At 40.6% G+C, this 19,921-nt stretch carries 21 protein-coding genes and 2 pseudogenes; 10 read left to right on the top strand and 13 right to left on the bottom strand.

Going from position 1 to position 19,921, the window contains the following annotated elements:
* The 3 genes and pseudogenes from IQ244_RS30585 to der form a co-directional block, all read right to left on the bottom strand.
* A pseudogene (locus IQ244_RS30585) lies at positions 1-298 on the bottom strand (aminodeoxychorismate synthase component I); the annotation flags it as partial.
* Positions 299-312: 14 nt separating this feature from the next.
* Positions 313-1,239: an energy-coupling factor transporter transmembrane component T family protein gene (locus IQ244_RS30580; protein ID WP_193900440.1), complete on the bottom strand. Its 927-nt coding sequence runs from the start codon at positions 1,237-1,239 to the stop codon at positions 313-315.
* 146 nt (positions 1,240-1,385) lie between these two features.
* Positions 1,386-2,747 carry a ribosome biogenesis GTPase Der gene (gene der / locus IQ244_RS30575; protein ID WP_193900439.1) on the bottom strand — a complete coding sequence of 454 codons (1,362 nt, stop codon included), beginning with the start codon at positions 2,745-2,747 and terminating at the stop codon, positions 1,386-1,388.
* Between the two features lie 294 nt (positions 2,748-3,041).
* Between der and IQ244_RS30570 the strand changes: the two genes are divergently transcribed.
* Positions 3,042-3,761, top strand: coding sequence for a metallophosphoesterase (locus IQ244_RS30570; protein ID WP_228059253.1), 720 nt, complete (start codon positions 3,042-3,044; stop codon positions 3,759-3,761).
* Between the two features lie 173 nt (positions 3,762-3,934).
* Here the strand turns inward: IQ244_RS30570 and IQ244_RS30565 are convergent, their stop codons facing one another.
* Entirely contained in the window at positions 3,935-4,390 is a 456-nt protein-coding gene (locus IQ244_RS30565; RefSeq protein ID WP_193900437.1) for a cupin domain-containing protein, read from the bottom strand.
* Between the two features lie 3 nt (positions 4,391-4,393).
* Positions 4,394-5,185 carry a cysteine hydrolase family protein gene (locus IQ244_RS30560; RefSeq protein WP_193900436.1) on the bottom strand — a complete coding sequence of 264 codons (792 nt, stop codon included), beginning with the start codon at positions 5,183-5,185 and terminating at the stop codon, positions 4,394-4,396.
* Positions 5,186-5,267: 82 nt separating this feature from the next.
* Here IQ244_RS30560 and IQ244_RS30555 point away from each other — a divergent pair, with 82 nt between their 5' ends.
* The 4 genes and pseudogenes from IQ244_RS30555 (at position 5,268) to IQ244_RS33280 (ending at position 7,451) form a co-directional block, all read left to right on the top strand.
* Positions 5,268-6,665 (top strand): amidohydrolase, encoded by a 1,398-nt coding sequence (locus tag IQ244_RS30555; RefSeq protein WP_193900435.1) that lies wholly within the window; start codon positions 5,268-5,270, stop codon positions 6,663-6,665.
* 180 nt (positions 6,666-6,845) lie between these two features.
* A complete protein-coding gene (locus IQ244_RS30550) occupies positions 6,846-7,073 on the top strand; it encodes a hypothetical protein (protein ID WP_193900434.1) in 228 nt (75 codons plus the stop codon).
* Positions 7,063-7,188, top strand: a pseudogene (locus tag IQ244_RS33285) (PIN domain-containing protein); the annotation flags it as partial. The gene IQ244_RS30550 and the pseudogene IQ244_RS33285, both read left to right, overlap by 11 nt.
* A gap of 56 nt (positions 7,189-7,244) precedes the next feature.
* Positions 7,245-7,451, top strand: a complete 207-nt coding sequence (locus IQ244_RS33280) for a PIN domain-containing protein (protein WP_322746135.1) — start codon at positions 7,245-7,247, stop codon at positions 7,449-7,451.
* Positions 7,452-7,495: 44 nt separating this feature from the next.
* Here IQ244_RS33280 and IQ244_RS30540 read toward each other — a convergent pair whose 3' ends face one another.
* A complete protein-coding gene (locus IQ244_RS30540; RefSeq protein WP_193900433.1) occupies positions 7,496-7,759 on the bottom strand; it encodes a peptidase in 264 nt (87 codons plus the stop codon).
* A gap of 229 nt (positions 7,760-7,988) precedes the next feature.
* Here IQ244_RS30540 and IQ244_RS30535 point away from each other — a divergent pair, with 229 nt between their 5' ends.
* Positions 7,989-9,197, top strand: a complete 1,209-nt coding sequence (locus IQ244_RS30535) for a NupC/NupG family nucleoside CNT transporter (RefSeq protein WP_193900432.1) — start codon at positions 7,989-7,991, stop codon at positions 9,195-9,197.
* Between the two features lie 14 nt (positions 9,198-9,211).
* Here IQ244_RS30535 and IQ244_RS30530 read toward each other — a convergent pair whose 3' ends face one another.
* From IQ244_RS30530 to IQ244_RS30520, 3 genes are all read right to left on the bottom strand, one after another.
* Positions 9,212-9,601, bottom strand: coding sequence for a hypothetical protein (locus tag IQ244_RS30530; RefSeq protein WP_193900431.1), 390 nt, complete (start codon positions 9,599-9,601; stop codon positions 9,212-9,214).
* A gap of 179 nt (positions 9,602-9,780) precedes the next feature.
* Positions 9,781-10,218, bottom strand: a complete 438-nt coding sequence (locus IQ244_RS30525; protein ID WP_228059252.1) for a type II toxin-antitoxin system VapC family toxin — start codon at positions 10,216-10,218, stop codon at positions 9,781-9,783.
* An 8-nt stretch (positions 10,219-10,226) separates the two neighbouring features.
* On the bottom strand, positions 10,227-10,526 hold the full coding sequence (locus tag IQ244_RS30520; RefSeq protein ID WP_193900429.1) for a hypothetical protein: 300 nt from the start codon (positions 10,524-10,526) through the stop codon (positions 10,227-10,229).
* 298 nt (positions 10,527-10,824) lie between these two features.
* On the opposite strand from IQ244_RS30520, the gene IQ244_RS30515 reads away from it, so the two are divergent.
* From IQ244_RS30515 to IQ244_RS30505, 3 genes are all read left to right on the top strand, one after another.
* Positions 10,825-12,903, top strand: coding sequence for a glycoside hydrolase family 10 protein (locus tag IQ244_RS30515; RefSeq protein WP_193900428.1), 2,079 nt, complete (start codon positions 10,825-10,827; stop codon positions 12,901-12,903).
* A 194-nt stretch (positions 12,904-13,097) separates the two neighbouring features.
* Positions 13,098-13,646, top strand: coding sequence for a GAF domain-containing protein (locus tag IQ244_RS30510; protein WP_193900427.1), 549 nt, complete (start codon positions 13,098-13,100; stop codon positions 13,644-13,646).
* Positions 13,647-13,680: 34 nt separating this feature from the next.
* Positions 13,681-13,944 (top strand): PQ-loop domain-containing transporter, encoded by a 264-nt coding sequence (locus IQ244_RS30505; RefSeq protein WP_193900426.1) that lies wholly within the window; start codon positions 13,681-13,683, stop codon positions 13,942-13,944.
* Between the two features lie 344 nt (positions 13,945-14,288).
* Here the strand turns inward: IQ244_RS30505 and IQ244_RS30500 are convergent, their stop codons facing one another.
* The 4 genes from IQ244_RS30500 to acsF form a co-directional block, all read right to left on the bottom strand.
* Positions 14,289-14,729, bottom strand: coding sequence for a CAAD domain-containing protein (locus IQ244_RS30500; protein WP_193900425.1), 441 nt, complete (start codon positions 14,727-14,729; stop codon positions 14,289-14,291).
* Positions 14,730-15,007: 278 nt separating this feature from the next.
* Entirely contained in the window at positions 15,008-15,469 is a 462-nt protein-coding gene (locus tag IQ244_RS30495; RefSeq protein WP_193900424.1) for a BON domain-containing protein, read from the bottom strand.
* 98 nt (positions 15,470-15,567) lie between these two features.
* Entirely contained in the window at positions 15,568-17,160 is a 1,593-nt protein-coding gene (locus IQ244_RS30490; RefSeq protein ID WP_193900423.1) for a general stress protein, read from the bottom strand.
* A 282-nt stretch (positions 17,161-17,442) separates the two neighbouring features.
* Positions 17,443-18,519, bottom strand: coding sequence for a magnesium-protoporphyrin IX monomethyl ester (oxidative) cyclase (acsF, locus tag IQ244_RS30485; protein ID WP_193900422.1), 1,077 nt, complete (start codon positions 18,517-18,519; stop codon positions 17,443-17,445).
* Positions 18,520-19,034: 515 nt separating this feature from the next.
* On the opposite strand from acsF, the gene IQ244_RS30480 reads away from it, so the two are divergent.
* The gene (locus IQ244_RS30480; protein WP_193900421.1) at positions 19,035-19,751 is read left to right on the top strand and encodes a heme oxygenase (biliverdin-producing); all 717 of its coding nucleotides are present in this window, start codon (positions 19,035-19,037) and stop codon (positions 19,749-19,751) included.
* Positions 19,752-19,921: the final 170 nt, after the last annotated feature.

The raw sequence follows: 19,921 nt of genomic DNA, 5'->3' as shown, positions 1-19,921 counted from the left end.
GGGGGGAAGAGGATAAGTTAAATATTTCTTCCCCTACACCCTTACTGTGTAGCAACTCTTCTAAAAAGGGGAAAACATTCCCTAATTCCGGTGTCCACATCTGCGGTACGCCATCAACTATCCTAGGAGCGCCTGCACAGATAGAATAGCGACTAAGTTGAGGTTGGTTTGTGGGATAGGGACTTTCTAGAAGGGTGGCGATGCCTGATGGTGTAGTAGGGAGAAATAAGGCTGCGAAAATTTCCGCGCCAGTACGATTTTCTAAAGGGAGCGATCGCCAATGCCAAGGCTTGGTCATAATAAGTGAACAGCTTAAAATTGATTACCAGAAATTACCCGCACTCCCCAGAATAAAGTTAAAGTGGCGATCGCCAACCAATCTCTTGTTTTGAGCCGTAATTCGTGCCACTGGACTTTGTGTTCGTTAGGACTGGTAAAACCACGCACCATCATGGCATTAGCCATTTGGTCTGCCCTTAACAGCAAATTTTCTAGCAGTCTTTCGGCTACTGTCATCCACACTTTAACTGCACCTTTCAACCCTAGTTTTTTCCAATTAATCGCCCTTGTCATTACTGAGCGAATCAAGTTCTGTACTTCTTCTAAAACGAGGGGAATAAATCGCAAAGATAAGGTTAATGTTAAGGTAATTTCTGTTATAGGTATCTTGAGTCTGCGTAAGGGCTGCATGATACTTTCAATCGCCGCTGTAATTTCCTCTGGTGCAGTCGTTAAAAGATATAAGTTAGTACTATAAATCACCGTAAATAAAATTGTACTTAGACGCACAGCTAAATCTAAAGAATGTCGGGTGATTTTAACTGGCCCTTGGTGAAATAGGATGTATGAGTATTTTTTAGTGCTGAGTGGAGAATGCTGAGTATTGGGTGCTTTTTTAGTATTTACTGGCTGAGTTAAGACTTGTTCATTAGCTGGGAGACGGGGTTGATAACTTACCCCTAAGCCATCGGGACTAACTGCGGCAATAAACAATACTAAAACTGTCAGTGTTAATAGCCAACCCATTTGTTGTTGCCAAACGCGGCGGGGAATTTTGGCAACTAAGGTAAAAATAATTAACAGTGCTACTAACAGAACGCGCCATTGATTAGTTGCAAAACTGTAGCTGGTTAAAAAACTCATTAACCAGGCAATCTTGACGCGGGGATCGAGTTTATGCAGCCAAGTTTGCGGTTGTTCTAAGTAGAGGCCTAGTGGGAGCGATCGCAGTAAATCCATAAAATAAGGCAAAAGTTAAAAGGTCAAAGGTAAAAGTTGAAAGGCAAAATTTTCTCTTTTACCTTTTCACCCCTTCGGGGTTCACCACTTGCTCCAAGTCGGCAGAGCCGCCCAACGCAGTGGTTCACTTTTTACTTTTTACTTCATTAAACGCGAGTTGCGCGGTTAACGTTCCCACTTTCCATATCGCGGACTTTTTTACTCCGCCAGAGTAGACGAATGGGTGTACCTTTAAAACCTAGCTGTTGGCGGAATTGCCTTTCGATATAACGACGGTAGTTGTCGTTAAAGCGTTTGGCTTCGTTCACAAATAAGGCAATTGTTGGTGGTTGGCTGGTTACTTGTGTACCATAATAAATTTTGCCTTGACGGCCACCCCGTGAAGTTGGTGGTGAGTGCCATCTGAGAGCTTCTTCTAAAACATCATTAATCACCGATGTACTTACACGGCGTTTATGTTCGACTGCGGCTTGATTTACCAACTCTAAAATCTTTTCTACCCTTTGTCCGGTTAAGGCGCTGACAAAGATTGTCGATGCCCAGTCGGTAAAGTGTAGCCGTTCTTGCATACTTTTTTCGTAATCATAGATAGTGTGGGAGTCTTTCTCGATTGCATCCCATTTATTCACCACCACAATGCAAGCTCGACCATCTTCGATGATCCGCCCTGCTAATTTTTGGTCTTGTTCGGTAACTCCGTCAAGTGCATCTAAGACTAATAAAACTACGTCGGCGCGGCGAATTGCTTTAAAAGCGCGGTTAATGCTAAAAAACTCTGGGCCGTATTCGACGTTTTTCTTTTTGCGAATTCCGGCGGTGTCGATGATGCGATAATTTTGCCCATCGCGTTCGATAAAAGTGTCTATGGCATCTCGCGTTGTGCCAGAAATCGGGCTAACAATGGCTCTTTGTTCCCCGACAAAAGCATTTAATAAGCTTGATTTACCCACATTTGGCCGACCAACTATCGCCACTTTAATTTCGTTAGTTTCTGGTACTTCTGTAACAGTTGGAATGTGTTTAATTAACTCGTCGAGCAATTCTCCTGTACCGTTGCCATGAATCGCAGAGATCGGGTATGGTTCTCCTAACCCCAATTCCCAAAATTCCGCAGCTTGAATTATGCCTAGATCTGGGGATTCGCATTTATTCACAGCCAGCAGTACTGGTACTGGTTGTTGACGTAACCATTCAGCGATTTCTTCATCAGCTGGTATGGGGCCTGTTTGACCATTAACCACGAAAATTGCCGCACTCGCTTCTCGTAGCGCTGCTAGTGCTTGTTGACGAATTAAGGGCAGAAATTCGGTTTCATCGTTAAAGACTAAACCACCTGTATCTACCACTAAATACTCGCGATCATTCCAATAAGCAGGCATATAAGTGCGATCGCGTGTCATCCCTGGCTCGTCGTGGACAATCGCCGTTTGTTCCCCAGCGAGACGATTAACCAGGGTGGATTTGCCGACATTCGGTCGGCCGATAATTGCAACAATTGGCAGTCCCATAAAACCAGGAGTAGAGAGACAGATAGTATATCACATCTATCTATTCTATCTACCTTAAGACTATATTTATTTTTTCTGAACGAAGAAAATTGGCTACGAATTTTAAAAAAGCAGATCAGTAAGAAAACTGCCAATCAAGTCGAAGGAGATTGTGCCTTGAGAACTCGTAAGTGGTTGAGAAAAGCCGGCCGATCAGCCTTTCGATGTATCCGATGGTGCATATTGCTAGGCTTTTGCATTTTACTATACGCCCAGTTGATTGAACCAGATTGGATTGAAATCAATTCTTTACGAATGACATTACCCAATCTCGCAGCAGAATTTAACGGTTATCGCATCGTTCAAATCAGCGATATTCACCGCGATAGATGGATGAGTCCGCAACGTTTACAGCGGATAGTCCGACTTGTTAACCAACAAAAACCAGATTTAGTTGCAATTACAGGTGATTTAGTTACACGTAATTTATCAAAATTAATCCCTTCACTGACTGATTCTTTAGCTAAATTCACACCCAAAGATCAAACTGTAGCAGTATTAGGTAATCACGACTACGAGAACGATACGCCAGCAATTATCAAAGCCATCAAACAAAGTAATATTGTTTACTTAGGTAATGATATTTACACTCTCAAAAGAGGTGGCGCTATGCTACACATTGCTGGTGTAGATGATGTACAGATGGGGAAAAGCCGCCTAGATTTAGTGATGCAGAAATTACCCAACGCAGGCGCAGCAATATTATTAGCCCATGAACCAGACTTTGCTATTACCAGTTCTGCAACAGGGCGCTTTGATTTGCAACTTTCAGGACATTCTCACGGTGGACAAATCCGCTTACCATTTATCACACCGCCTATACTCCCGCCTTTTGCAAGACAGTATTTTTTAGGGAAATATCAAGTAGTCAAGATGTTTTTGTATACTAACCGAGGCTTAGGAATGACAGGTTTACATCTGCGTTTTTTTGCTCGTCCTGAGATTACTGTGTTTACTTTAGTTGCACCAAATTAGTTATTAAACAGAATTCAGGAGTAATACTAATTTGCAAAAATCTTGATACACATACAAGAATTTGTTGTATGTGTATCATCCATTAAAATGGCATCATAATTCAGTTGAGTCTTCTGTATGAATGGAGCTAGAAAATCCACGAACATCTTGATAATGAAATCCTGAATTCTGCTTCAATAAGGCATAAAGGTATCTAATCTGCCAAATACTGCCATATCTTCTGCATCTAATTCTACTGGTGTACCGCTGCGAATTAATTCCGCAAAATCTTCATTGGGAACCATAATTGTTAAGGTATACAAGCGACTCGAACCTGTATTTTTAATTAAATGTGTACCTGTGGGCGGCACTAATAAACTATCTCCAGCTTTAATAGCGACTTTTTTCCCATCACAAATAGCAACTCCTTCACCTTTGAGGACAAAAAACATTTCTAATGCCCATTGATGGCGATTTGGCGGGGTTTTTCCACCGACATCAAAGATTTCTATACAACAAGTTAAAGAAGTGTTGGCATTGGTTGAATCAAAAATGATTGCTAACCGATTAGTATCATGGGGACTAATGCGGTACGCTTTATAATCTTTAGGAGATTTAATAACAGGAATTACGCAACGAGTAGAGTGCATTGATTAAGTTCCTCCTGTTAATTCTGGGTGATTTAAAGCGGTGAAAATTGCTTGTGAGTCGGTGACAAAACCAAAGCATTGTTTGACGTTATATAAAGTTGCCAACCAACAATAATCAGGTGAAGTTGTTGCCGTACAATCTTTAATTAAAATGCAGTCGTATCCTAAAAAATTGGCATCACATAGTGTAGTTAACACACATTGATCAGCATTCACACCAGCAAAAAATATTGTATTAATCCCCAAATTTCGCAGGATACTATCTAAGGGCGTGTCCCAAAAACCACTCATGCGGTATTTGTCCACACTGATATCTTCGGGTAACTGTGGTAATTCATCAACGACAGCAGCAGCCCAACTACCTGCCATCAAAACTTTAGCACCGTTTTTGGGTAAAGGGTCGCCTAACCCAACACCATCGCCAGTGGGGTTATAAACGTGATGCGAAGCCGCACTGATATTGAGTAAGTCGGGACGATTACCCCAATTTATCCAAATTACAGGCACGTTAACATGACGCAGTTTAGGAAGTAAATTATTTAACGGTTCAATGGGTTGACGTGCGGGAGTGACATCCACGCCAATATGCGCCAACCAGCCATCAGGATGGCAAAAGTCGTTTTGCATATCAATTACGAGGATGGCAGCTTTTGCTAAGTCCAGGCGCAGGGTTTTGGTTTCAGTTGATAAAATAACGGGTTGTGGGGTTTTAGGAGGACGCGTAATATCTGCGATCGCATGATCTACCATCCAAGCATTTGGCGCAACGCCCAAAGTCCGCAGAGGCTGATTCATAAATTGCAACACCCAACACCTTTTTCTATTTTGTAACTTGAAATGTAGTAGAGCGTTCAATTACTTAATCAAGGTTTAACTCGTGAACTTTACTATTCAAAATGTTTTAATTGCCACAGATGATGCTTACACAACCACAGATGTACAGGTTGTAGAGGGAAAAATCTCTGCTATTGCACCCAATCTTGATGTTGTGGGGACAGTAGTTAACGGTGAACACAAACTGCTATTACCCGGTTTCGTCAACGCCCACACCCATTCTTCGGAAATGTGGCAACGGGGTATTATGTCAGTTTTGCCTTTAGAATTATGGCTGGCGGAACTATATGATTTTGCCCCCCTAGACACCGAAAAAGTTTACCTCAGTGCTTTAGGAACTGCTGTAGAAACTTTACTTTCCGGCGGTACGAGTGTAGTAGATCATCTGGTGTTAATTCCCGGACAAGAGTTAGAAACCATCGCTACCGCAGTTCGCGCTTACCGAGAAATTGGGATTCGGGCATTTATTGCACCTTTAATTCAAGATGAATCTCTCACAGCAGGTATTCCCTCTGGGGAGACAGAACGCAATCACGAACCTTATTTTCGTTCAACTGCGGACACCCTAGACATGATTGAGGAGGCGGTGAGACAATTTCATCGCCCAGAAGAGGGTGTGAATATTTTAGTTGCACCGACAGGGATTCAGTTGTGTAGTGATGCTTTATTTACTGGTTGTATTGAGTTGAGCGATCGCTATAATTTATGTCGTCACTCCCATTTGCTGGAAACCAAAGCCCAAGAAAAACTCGCCCAAGAAAAATACGGTTGTAGTGCTGTTGAACATCTTAAACGCCTTGGGTATTTAGGCGATCGCACTTCTCTTGCCCATTGTGTTTGGTTAAATGAGTTTGATATAGAAATTCTGGCTGAAACTCAATCGACAGTTGTTCACAATCCTTTAAGTAATTTGCGTTTAGGTAGCGGTATTGCCCCAATTTTAAAATATCGCCAAGCTGGAGTAAATGTCACTTTTGGTTGTGATGGTGCTTCGAGTAATGATTCTCAAGATTTATTAGAAGCTATTAAAATTGGGTCTATTCTCCACAACACCACAGAACGAGATTATCAATATTGGATTACACCCCGACAATCTGTAGAAATGGCAGCTTTAGGCGGTGCAAAAGGCTTAAATATGGCAAAGACAATTGGTTCTCTTACTGTTGGTAAACAAGCCGATTTAGTGCTTTATGACTTGACAAGTTTATCATTACTTCCCCGGACAGATCCTATCGGTTTATTAGTTTTAGGACGACCGACCAATGTTGTTGATAGTGCGTGGGTAAATGGCAAACAAATAGTAACTGATGGTAAAGTTACTACAATTAATGTCGATGAATTGCGGCAAAAATTATTTCAGCTTAGTCAATGGGATACACAGCGCAAGTCGCAAACTGTAGCAGAAATTGAAGCCCATTATCGTACTGTGATGGGTTTGTAAAAAACCGATTTATAGATAATCCCCTACCCTAATTTTAATTATGGGGATTTATCTGTTTTTTTAAATTACACAAAATCCTGAAAAAACAAACCACCAAGAACGCACTTTTAACTTTTCTCAACATCATCTGTGCGGCACATCTTCAAGCAGTGTAGGATGACGAATAGGAAGGAGGATAAAATGAATATATCCATTATTGATGAAGTAATTGAACAATTAAGAGCTATGCCACAGGATTTGCAATGGCAGGTACTTGAATTCGCTCGAATACTGGCAAAATCTCAAGTTCGCGGCACTCCAGGTCAAGAATTGCTACGTTTTGCAGGCTCGATACCACCCGATGATCTCCAGTTAATGCGTGAGGCAATTGAGCAAGACTGTGAGCAGGTTGATATCAATGAATGGTAGATATTTGCTAGACACAAACATTATTATTGCTTTGTTTGCAGATGAAGCAGTTATCAAAAACAATCTTGCTCAAGCTGATGAAGTTTTTATTCCCAGTATTGTAATTGGGGAGTTGTGTTACGGGGCAAGAAAATCGGGGCGATCTCCACAGAATTTAGCAAGAGTTGATGAATTTGTTGCCAACAATACCGTGCTGGGTGTGATGTTGAAACCGCTCGTCAATATGGTGAAATCAAAAACAAACTCAGGCTCAAAGGGCATCCATTACCGGAAAATGATATTTGGATTGCATCTGTCGCATTGCAGTATCAGTTAACACTGGTAACACGCGATGCCCATTTTCAGCAAGTTGAGAATTTGCAAACAGTAAGTTGGTAAGTGATGCTAACAATATCCCAGACAAAAAGGCGAAATTATTCTTATTAGGCTCGTTGACGGAATAAACCTGTCATACTTACGCCAGTAATCAACAAGCCAACTAAGCCTAAGCCGTTCAAAATTGGGTAAATTTTCTCTAAATGAATGATTTCTAATGTATGTAGTCCTAAGAGAAATTCACCTAACTCATCTTGGCGTAACCATTCATGGGCTATGGTATATCCCATACCAGTTAATACAGTTAAAAATAAAGGCAAACATAGAATAATGGCTATCTGGCGGTGGTAGCGCCGAAACATTCGATTCATAAACAGTTTTTCAACAAAGTAAATTTTAGGGTATCAGTTTTAGCATCGTTTTAAGCCGGAAGTTTTATTACAAATTCTAAACCTTTGCCTTGTATAGAGTTTAATTCTCAAGTGGCGATCGCTTTCTCTCATCATACCGAGGCAATTTAACTAGAAAAAGTTAAAAAAGTTACATTTTTATGTATGCTTGATAGCCAAGTATCATAGCTGTACATTTGCGGAAGTCAATATGGAACGTGCTATTTCCTTCCTGGGAATATTAGTGTTTATTGGGATATCTTATGCTTTGTCGGTTGAACGTCAAGCTATTCGTTGGCGAACAGTTGCTTGGGGTTTAGGATTAGAGTTTATTTTTGCCTTGCTAATTTTAAAAACACCTTGGGGTTTAAATGTCTTTAAATCTTTAGGAGATATTGTCAGTAATTTTTTAGCTTTTTCAGATGTTGGTGCAAAATTTGTCTTTGGCGAAAATTTTAAAGACCATTTATTTGCCTTTCAAGTATTACCGACTATTATCTTTTTTTCTGCCTTTATTAGTGTTTTATATTACTACGGAATTTTGCAGCGAGTTGTGAATATTCTGGCTTGGGTGATGATTAAAACATTGAAAACATCAGGTTCAGAATCATTATCTTGTGCAGGTAACATCTTTTTAGGGCCGACAGAATCTGCACTGATGGTCAAACCATACATCGCCAATATGACTTTATCAGAACTTCATGCAGTGATGACAGGAGGTTTTGCCACAATTGCTGGTGGAGTTTTAGGCGCTTATCTATCTTTTGGTATTCCCGCAGAACATTTAATTGCAGCTTTTTTTATGACTGCGCCGACATCATTAGTTGTCTCCAAACTAATGTACCCAGAAACAGAAGTTTCTCAAACAGCAGTTCAAGCCAAAATTGATGTAGAAACGAATTATGTTAACGTTATTGATGCGGCTACAACAGGCGCAATTGATGGCGTAAAATTAGCCGTTAATGTAGGGGTAATGATTATTGCCTTTTTAGGATTACTCGCTGCTTTAAATGCTTTGTTAGGATGGTTTGGTTCCCTGGTGAATTTACCACAGTTATCTTTGCAATTAATATTATCTGTTGTCATGGCTCCCGTAGCATGGTTGATGGGTGTACCGTGGAATGATTGTCAACAAGTAGGGGCGCTATTGGGAACAAAAACAATTTTAAATGAGTTTATTGCTTTCTTAGATTTAAAACAGCTAATTCAAGACGGAAAAATTTCGCAACGATCCATTATTATTTCTACTTACGCATTATGCAATTTTGCTAATATCGGCTCAATTGGTATTACCATCGGCGGACTTACAGGTCTGGCTCCGCAACGCCAACATGATTTAGCTCGCTTGGGTGTAAGAACAATGATTGGGGGATTATTGGCAAGTTTTATTACTGCTTGTATTGCGGGAATATTAGTTTGAAAAAGTACAGAAATTCACTTGGATTTTGGATGATATTTTTTTCTACTCTCGAAATAACCTAGTTTCCAGTTTTCTGGTTGATTTAAATCGTTGATATGTCCTTGCAGAATTAATAAAAGTGCAACACGAGTGTTTAAATATCCTCGAACAATCCGATTTTCTGGCTTTGGATAAACACCGGGAATTACAAAACCGCTAACATTTAAAAGTTGTCCACAGTAAGTTTTATTTCCTGGAAGTGTTAGAGTAAAAAAGCCATCATTTTTATAAATATTGGGAATGAGAAATGTTCCATAGACATGATGCTGTCCTCGCCAAGGTTGAACTACTAAATCTACAGGATTAGCATAATATTTTTCTTTGAATGATGTTGCAGTATATTTCCATTTATCGCAACTAACCACTGGTGAAAAGTCTGTAAGTAAAGCAAAACTTAGAATCGCAGCTAAGGTGATAAAAAATATTAAGTAAAATACCTGATATCTTCGCACTGGTCAGATAGTGAGACTACTTGTTTTGGTTTTATTTTAGCAACTTGGGAAATGTGGCGATCGCACATACCTCAGACTATAGTTTGGGTCTATTATGGTGTTATGTCTATGGGATGAACAGCAGTAATATCTGAATAACGGGCAAAATCACTAACATTAAATGTCAGGATATGCGTTAAGCCATGTACCAATATTGCCGCAACCAGCCTTGTATCATGTACCTTGACCCCTGACACCCTATAATCCACAACCAAACGCCGCCATTGTATATGAACTGCTGCACTATCAGGTAAAAAAGTGAAGTACCGCTCTATCACTTGCGCTCTCTGGTCTGTATCCTCAATTGATAAGCCAAAACCGCTCCTTGCCGTTGTAGGTCGAGTACATACGTTCCAAAATTCTCCCATAATTTGTGATGTGTAACAGATTTCTTCTCCCTTTTGCAGTAAAGAAGAGATGGCATCACAAACCAAAATATGATTTGGATCTGAAGGAGAAACGAACCTTAATAAGATGTTTGTATCTGCCATGAATAGCATCAATCATGATTCCCATAAATGCTTTCACGGGTAAATGCTTCTGGTGGTAAAACTGGCATTTTTTCCGCACCTATTGCTAATAATTTCATGTCAGATGACCATTGTTGTGGGTCAAAAGTACGCTTTGTATCAAATTCGGTACTCTTTTGTTTCTGTTCGGATGATGTACCGAATATATCCCTTTCAATCAAATCACGGATATATGCTGCTCTGTCACCTCCAAAGTGACGCACTCGCTCATCAATCAGCCTAAGTAGAGGTTCGTTGATTCCAGTTACCTCAATTTTGTTATTTTCCATGTGCTTTTTCAGTGATATACATAAGTGGCTCAGTGTGAAAAATTATCCTTATGGAAAAGCAAAAGGGAAAAGGATGGTAGCCTTATTTACCTTTCTTAACTTGGTTTTGTTTGTTCACATCGACTCACTTAAATTATGGCTCGTTGTCAATGGAATTGAATTCTAGTTATTAGCAATCACCGCAAACTGTCGCCACAGCCCTGACAAGATTACCAAATATGAAAATTTATAGGAAAGTCCGGGAGTAATTGCGATCGCGCTGCTAGAATCCAGCCAAGCAAACTAGTGACAATCAACAATGGTCTCTACTACTGCACGTTTCTCAGATATTCAAAACCATTGGGCGCGTCCATTTATTGAAGCCTTAGCAGGGCGGCGTATTTTAAATGGTTATCCCAACGGGACTTTTCGCCCAGATAACTCAGTGACGCGTGCTGAGTTTGCGGCGATAGTTGCAGCAGTGTTTACTGTACCAGTCAAGCGCCAATACACTCCTTTTGTTGATGTCCCGGCAAATCACTGGGCTGCAAGCGCCATTCAAAAAGCTTACGAAACCGGGTTTTTAGCTGGCTATCCTGATAAATATTTCCGTCCAAATAATCGCATTGCTAGGGGTGATGTTTTAGTTTCTCTGGTAAACGGGTTGGAAATTGCGGCGAAAATCAACCCGGACTTAGTAAACCAACTACCCCAAATTTATCAAGATGCAGCTAACATTCCTGGTTATGCCAGAAATCAAGTAGCATTGGCGACTAGTGCCGGCTTTGTGGCGAGTTTCCCCAATATCAAGTTACTTAACTATGCCACTGCGGCTACTCGCGCAGATGTCGCGGTGATGGTTTATCAAGGTTTGGTGTATTTAGGTAGCGCCTCAAAGATTGCTTCTGTGTATCTTGTAGTACCACCAAACACAACACCAGCACCAACACCCACGCCAACACCCACACCCACTCCAATTCCAACTCCCATACCCACACCCCCAGTTCCAGGTACATTGAAACTTAGCCATACACGCGAGTTTCGGGGGGCTTGGGTAGCTTCTGTGTCGAATATTGATTGGCCTTCCAAAGCTGGGTTGCCAACTGCCCAACAAAAATCAGAATTCTTGGAAATTGTCAACCAATTGCAAGCATTAAATTTCAATGCCTTGATTTTGCAAGTACGCCCAGAAGGGGATGCTTTGTATGCTTCGGAATTAGAACCTTGGAGTGCTTGGATTACGGGAACTCAAGGAAGAGCGCCAGAACCATTTTATGATCCATTAGAGTTTGCGATCGCTGAATGTCACAAACGGAATATAGAAGTTCATGCTTGGTTCAACCCCTACCGCGCTAAAACTAGCATCAAAGGTTCTCCCAATGTCCGCCCCCATATAGCCCTGACTCATCCAGAGGTAGTTTATCAATGGGGCAATCAACTGTGGATGGAACCAGGATCAAAAATTGTCCAAGATAGAGCCTACAATGTCATTCTGGATGTTGTGCGGCGCTATGACGTAGACGGGATTCATTTAGACGATTATTTCTATCCCTATCCCATTCAAGGCCAATCTTTCCCCGATAGCAGAACCTACGCCGCCTACAAAGCTGCTGGCGGTTCGTTGAATTTAGATGATTGGCGGCGAGAAAATGTCAATCAAATGGTGTTGCGCCTCTCTGAAGGAATCAAGACGACAAAACCCTATGTCAAATTTGGTATCAGTCCTTTTGGGATTTACCGCCCCGGACAACCAGCCGGAATTAGTGGTTTAGATGCCTACAGTGTGCTGTATGCTGATTCACGAAAATGGTTAGAACAAGGCTGGATTGATTATTTAGCACCGCAACTCTATTGGCGAATTGACCAAACCAAACAAAGTTACCCTGCGCTACTGAAGTGGTGGACAGACGTTAATTCTAAGCAGCGACACATTTACACCGGGAATAATCTCGGTCAACTAGATGGTAAAGCTTGGAAAGACGATGAAATTGATAAACAAGTGAAAATTTCTCGGAACTTAGCCAGAAACTTATCTTTAGGAAATATTTTCTTTAGTATGAGTGCCATTAATCAAAATCGGCGCGGTATTGCTGACCAGTTTAAAAATTCTCTTTATTCTAGACCCGCATTAGTACCTTCTATGTCTTGGCGGAATGCAGCCCCAGTCGCACCACCCAAAGCCCTGCAATTCAAAGATGGCAAACTTAATTGGCAACCTGGAGATAGTCAGCCTGTACGTTCTTGGACACTTTATCGGCAAGCTGGTGATAGTTGGACTCTTCAACGTGTTTTATCGGCTGGAACAACCTTCGCTACTGTCCAACCAGGAACTTATGCTGTCTGTGCTGTTGATAGATTAGCGAATGAGAGTTTGGGTGTAGTTATTGCAGTGAACTAAGTAATATTTACACTAAGCAGTAGAGACGCTATATCAAGCGTCTTTACCAATACATATAATTTCTCTGTGATAACGGTGAATTTTGTCAACAAACATTGAAGGTAATTTTATTACTTCATGATCTGTATCGGTAGAACGATGCTTGCAATTATTAGTCATTGAGAGAATGTCACAGGAAACTACCTGACATATACATGACTAATTTAGTTCTGCCAAAAGCTGTACAAGATATTTTAGTAACATACAGCGAACCAGATCATATTTTTACTGCCATACTGCCAATCATAGGAGAAGTATTACAGTGCGATCGCTGTTTTCTCTACTTAAGAAATCCTCACACTAAGATGGGGAAAGTTGGCTATTGCTGGCGGCGAAATGAAAATATTCCAGATGTGCGAGAACCTGAATGGAAATTAGAACTAGAAAGCTTACCGCAAGAAGATCCTTTATTTGCTGCTGCACTACGAACTGCACCTTCAATTTATGTTGAAGATGTAGAAATTGCCAGCCCAGAAGTTTTAAATAAAAATTATGAACGTGAGAATTTTGGTCATCGGGCGCTAATTCATGCTCACTTGTGCCAAGACAATCAATTATGGGGAATTTTACAGCCTTGTATCTTTGGTCAGCCACGAGTTTGGTCTGATTCTGACCATGCTTTTATTAGTCAGATGGAAGATAAATTAACACCGTTAGTGGTTGCTTATGTCAAAAAATCAACTGCGTCTCCAGCTAATAATTAACTACTGAGCAATCATCTGTAGAGTATTCAATTATATGAAAGAAATTGTTACTTTCTTATTTGGATTAGGCTTTGTATTCAATGCTAGTTTATTTATTCCCCAAGTTATCAGAATTCTTCAAACCAAAAGTGCTAATAATATCTCCTTAATAACTTTCATTGGTTTTAATCTGATTCAGCTTAATAGTGCTATTTATGGATATTATCAACATGACATGATTTTAATGTATGGTAATATAATTAGTTTTATTGCCTGTGCTACTGTAACTGTATTGGCAATATATTATAGAAATAGTTAAAGTGTTTTTTATAGTACCTATAGAAAACAATAAAACTATTATTTGATTGATGAATTTACTAATTAATAATTAATGTTTTTGTAAAATTTATAAATCAAATTAGATTAATCTAAATACAGCAGAAAACAGGTGAATTTTGTATTAAAATTTTACCTCATTTACTAGTATAGCGGTAGTCATATATGTTAGGACAATTTGAAAGCTTGAATGCCAGGAATAGTAAGACTTATTCTCCTGCCTCCTGCTATAATCTGCTATAAATATTAATTCCTCATTAATTATATAAATACCCAACTTCTGGGAGAAATTGGGTATCTGAGCAAGCAAAATTTTCACTAATCAAATTAGGATTGTTTTTCTTCTAAAGTTTGGGATGTGAAAGTGCGAATTTCTGCCCATAACTCTTGGCGAGTTGAGGCTTGTAGAAGATAACGGAATACAAACCAAGTAGAGTAAACAATTCCAATCAATTCTAAACTCGGCTCTAGCAATGGCAGGTCATTAATGGCATTCAGTACTGTGAGGACAACTCTGAGTGTGACAGTAGCTGCTAAAACTAAACCTAGAGTAATTATAGGTAACTTGTAAGCTACCCAAAACTGATTTAAATAATATGGTAGCTGCTCTAAAAGCTGAGAGATTTGACGATTTATTTGCTGCCATTGAGTTTCTGGTTCCCTGGCTGGGGGCAGCTTTGGTAAGTTTTGTGTGTCTGCACCTTCAAGGGCAACTGTACTTATTGAAGATGCCACATCTACAGAATTAAATTCTTGTTCGAGCGCCATATTTTTAGAATTTTACTAATCACAAAAATTTTACTAAGAAAGGCACAAAAAACAAAATAGCGGATTGAGTCAGAGGTTAGTTTACTTAAGACTAACCTCTGACTACTAATCATAATAACGTTTTCTAGGTTACTTGAGTTATAACTTGCACGCTTCTGCTTGATGGTAATTAAAGTTAGGTGGGCAATGCCGAAACTTCGGTCAAAATCTAATTTTTAGGTTGTAGATATTGCCCACCTTATAGCGATTGAGATGGTGCAAGATATCAGTTAATTTTGTTATTGTTTTGGCTGGGCAACAACTACTTTGTTAACTACGCTCTTAACACCTTTAATTTCTTGGGCTAAAGGCTGAATCTTATTAAGTTGATCTTGGTTTTTGACAGTGCCGTTGACAGTTACTATACCTTGTTGGTCGGCCGCAACTGTGATTTGACCATCGGGGATATTGGCTTCTAATTTAGAACGAACTTCGCTGGCAAGGTCGCCTGTGGCTCTATTTGCATCGCCACCAGTAACATTGTTTCGTTCTTCACGCGCACGAATATCTTGATTAAGCTGTCGGCGGCGTAATTCACTTTGAGCGTCTTCTTTTGCTTCTTGAGTTGTTTGTGCAGCAGGCGATGCTGGATTTTGACTCACTGTATCGGGTGCTGACTCACTAGTTCTAGAAGGATTCTGACAAGCCGCAGCACTAACAAGTAATAAGCTACTAATGAAGAAGGGAGCTAGTTTTTTCATTGTTTTAGTTAGTGATAGATTTGGACACGAAAGATTTTTGACTGGCGATCGCACCCATAATTACAAACAAGTAAGTTAGGATTGACAACTAACTTTGGTTAGAGGATGTCATCACGACGATCAACAATTGTGACGCTAGGATCTGAATGATTGCCTATGACTGGATGATTAGTGCGACCAGTTTCGATAACTGGGGTTTCTTGATGTCTTGTCCAATCCGCACCTCGATTGTGTTCTGGATTGACATCAGTTGCGTCAAAGATGCCAAAGTCTTCAATTCCCCGACGTTGCAGAATGGTGTGGGCGTGTTGAATTTCCGCTTCTGTACCGTCAACCATGACTAAGTAATCACCGCGTTGGAAGCGATCGCTATAAACTCTGGCGCGGTCTTCGGGAATGCCTAATCCAACCAATGCGCCAACTAAACCACCTGCGGCTGCACCAATGGCACCACCAGCCACTGTTGTTGCTAAGGCTGTCGCTAATGCACCACCAGCAATTACTGGGCCAATTCCCGGAATGGCTAAGGCACCTAAACCAACTAATAAGCCGCCTAAACCACCTAATGCACCACCTGTAGCGGCACCAGCTTTAGCACCTTCATCGGCTTTATTACCGACACCAGCCACACCATGACCGTCTGTGTCTTTAGCAATGAGTGAAACATGATTCATGGGAAAGCCAGCATCACGCAGTTCATTCAGTGCGGCTTCTGCATCACGACGATGGGAAAATACACCCACGGCGCGGCGGTTTTGGTGCTGGTGAATGGGTGTTGTTGAGTGGCTGCGGGGGTCAAAAATTTGCCACTGCTGAATTCTATGGCGATTGAGAATAGCCGCAGCACGATGGATTTCGTCATCTGTACCACTGACTGCAACGATGTAATCACCCTGGTTGATGCGCTCGTTGTAAAAGCGAGTGCGGTCATCTGGCAATCCATAGCGAACGGCATCGAGGCGATCGCTAAAATTCACACCTCTTAAGGCATCTTGATTGATAGACTCACGATGAATTAAGGAAATTTGGCTAACGGGAAAGTTAGCAACTCGTAAATCATTAATTGCGGCTTCTGCATCTTGACGCAGATTAAAGTAGCCTAGAGCGTGTTTGGCATGACCAATTTCTGGATGCAGGCCATGACTATCGGGATGGTTGTAAATACCATATTCTTCAATGCCTCGCCGATGTAGAATGGCTTCTGCTCTAGCAATTTCATCGTCTGAGCCGTCTACTATGACTAAATAGCCGCCTCTTTGGACGCGATCGTTATAAACTCTGGCGCGTTCTTCAGGAATTCCTAAACCAATCAAGGCACCAATTAAACTACCTGCTACGGCACCAATACCAGCCCCAGCAATAGTAGTGGCGATCGCTGTTGCTGTTGCGCCTGCCAACATAATTGGCCCAATCCCCGGAATTGCTAAAGTGCCAAGACCAACTAATAAGCCTGTTAAACCACCTAAAGCACCGCCTGTAGCTGCACCAACTCTGGCACCTTCATCAGATTTGTCGCCAATGCGATCGCTTACTTGGGTTCCGGCAATATCATCTTGATTGTCTGCATCTCTGGCAATCACCGAAACTCTATCCATCGGAAAGCCAGAATTTCTTAGTTCATGTAGTGCTTCTTCGGCATCTCTACGATTAGAAAATACACCTATAGACCTTCTCCGTACACCAACAACCATTTTAAGTTCTCCTATTAAGTAAAATCTTGTGATTACAATTTTATTGAGTTCAATATTTGTATTTTTATCTTTTTTTGATAGATTTTTCCTCAATCTCTCGGAGTAACTTTCTTCTCTATCAACGGATATACGTAACTGGATATAAGGTGAGCAAGAGGCTATTTTTTGCTAATAAATCTGTAGATTCAAATAATATTTTTTCCTAAAATTAAAGATACCCAATTTATTTAAAAATCGGGTATCTATTTGGTTAATGAATATTTAATAGCTCACACAAGCTAATTATAAAACTGTGCCGCGGGTCGTTTCTGTATCAATTGGCTTGATGAGATATAGCTGCAACATATTCCAAGCAATGGCGATAATTGGCGGTATTCTTTGAAATAACTTAACCAAACTTGGCTGATTACTCTTGTTAATTGCCGCAATTTTCAAGTTGTTCTCCGAACACTGTTCTAAGCGCCAGAAAAATTCGGGATGATTTGTATTGAGGATGAGGGGAAATGCGCGTGCGGAAGTGTTGTTTGTTTCTTGAATAACTCTGTTGTTGTATTTACGGGGATGAATACCAATTGCCTCGTAAAATGATGCCCTTTCAAATACTGTCATTGTATGGGTAGCAAACACAGTTAGCAAGAAAAACCGCACCCACAATTTTGCTTGCCAACTTTTCCAGAGTTTGGTTTGCGATCGCAACAATGCTTTAAAGAAATCCCCGTGGCGATTTTCGTCTTGACACCAGCTCTCAAATTTGCGAAATAGTGGATAAAATTGGTATTCTGGATGCTCCTGCATGTGCTGATTAACTAAGATATAACGCCAGTAACCAATCTTCTCCGATAGGTAAACTGTGTAAATAATCCACTCTGGCGGGAAGAAAGTATATGTGCGGGACTTAGTTAAAAAGTTTAAGTCTAGAGATAGTTTTAAATCCGCCATTGATTTGTTGAGGAATCCTGCATGGCGAGCCTCATCTCTAGCCATATATTCAAAGGCTTGTGATAACAGCGGGTTATTTTTTTTCAGGCGGCGCGATAATTCTTTAAATAAGAGAAACCCAGAAAACTCTGAAGTACACGAGCGTTCTAAAAAGTCAATAAAGGCGCGGCGTTTTTCACCTGTAATGTGATCCCATGATTGTTTAAATTCATCATCACGCACAAAGTGATGGCGGTTGTAGTCGGCACGTAGTTCATCAACAATTGCCCGGATTTCTGCCTCATTAGCCGATATATCTAATTTCGCCACTGCATCAAAGTCAGTGGTGTAAAACCTCGGTGTTAATAATGTTTCTGCAACAGGTGCTTTAACACCCGGCTTCAGCAATTGAGGCTCTGGAGTTGCCACTGAATCGACCATGAGACTCCTTGACATAGTTTTATCTTTTAATAGTTATATAAGCATAGAATATTATGTTTCCACATCAGTTAAATTATTGAAAAGCAGATTCCACAAGATAACCTTAATGCTGAGGTTTCTCAGGGTTGTAGCACCTATTTTTCGGTTAATTTCGCTGCTTTTTAGAGATGTTGGATTGCTACATCTATATTTTTGCCAAAAATATAGGAATATAAAGAAATATTAATAGCTGTATAGTTATACAAGTATTGATAGTTAAATGATTTTGGGAGAACAAAAATCCCTACGAACAGTATCGGCAGTGGTATTTGCTGGTTGAAGTGATGCCGATGCTTTTCCCCTCTACATCTAGGATAACAATTCTCTATCTCTGACGTAAATTCTTGTAAAAGTGCTGAGTGCTGAGTGCTGAGTCTTGAGTAATTAAAACCAGCCTCTAACCTGTCGCCTCTAACCTGTCACCTCTAGCCTCTAGCCTCTCAATTTGATGTAAGTCGGTGATAAAGGAACCAAAAATGAGTAGTAATTTAGCTGTCAAACTGCGTTCTGGTACGCAAAAAGCGCACACAGCAGCAGAAAATGTCGGATTCATGAAATGTTTTCTCAAAGGTGTTGTCGATAAAGACTGCTTTGCAAAGTTTCTCGGCAACTTGTATTTTGTTTACACCGAACTAGAAACAGCCTTAGCCAGTCACCAAAACAATCCGGTAATTGGTGGGATGTACTTTCCTGAACTGAATCGCCGGGCAGCCTTAGAAACAGACATGGTATTTTACTATGGCAACGACTGGCGAAGTTTAATCACACCTTCCAACAATGCCAAGAAATACATCACCCGTATTCAACAATTATCTGCATCTGCACCTGCATTATTAATTGGTCATGCTTACACCCGCTACATGGGCGACCTTTCTGGCGGTCAGATGTTACAAAAAATTGCCCAGTCAACCCTGAAGCTGTCTGGCTACGAAGGCACATCTTTTTATAACTTTGACCAAATTCCCGACAAAAAAGCTTTTAAAGACAAATACCGGGATGCTTTAAACGCCGTAGCTGTAGATGATGCCACAGCCGACAGAATTGTAGCAGAAGCCAATCATGCCTTTAGTTTGAATATGCAAATGGCTGAAGAACTAGAAGGTAGTTTAATTAGAGCGATCGGTCAAGTACTATTTAATAACCTGACTGGTTCTCATAACCCTGGTAGCACTGAAGCAGCCGCCACTAATTAATTTTTGAGAAATTAGCTGTTTGGTTGGAGTCAACACATCATGCATCGCAACTGATATCTAAACTAGACAGCAGCTAGACGGAAAAGGAAAGGAAATAAGGGGAGTAGAGGTGCAGAGTGAGAATATAGCAATTCCCAAGCACATGAAATACACCCCACCCGCGCTTTCGC

Origin of the sequence: Nostoc sp. LEGE 06077 (genome assembly GCF_015207705.1) — a bacterium.
In the GTDB taxonomy this organism is placed as follows: Bacteria; Cyanobacteriota; Cyanobacteriia; order Cyanobacteriales; family Nostocaceae; genus Nostoc_B.
Note: the sequence above shows the minus strand (reverse complement) of the source record. Positions and strands in the feature narration are given on the sequence as shown.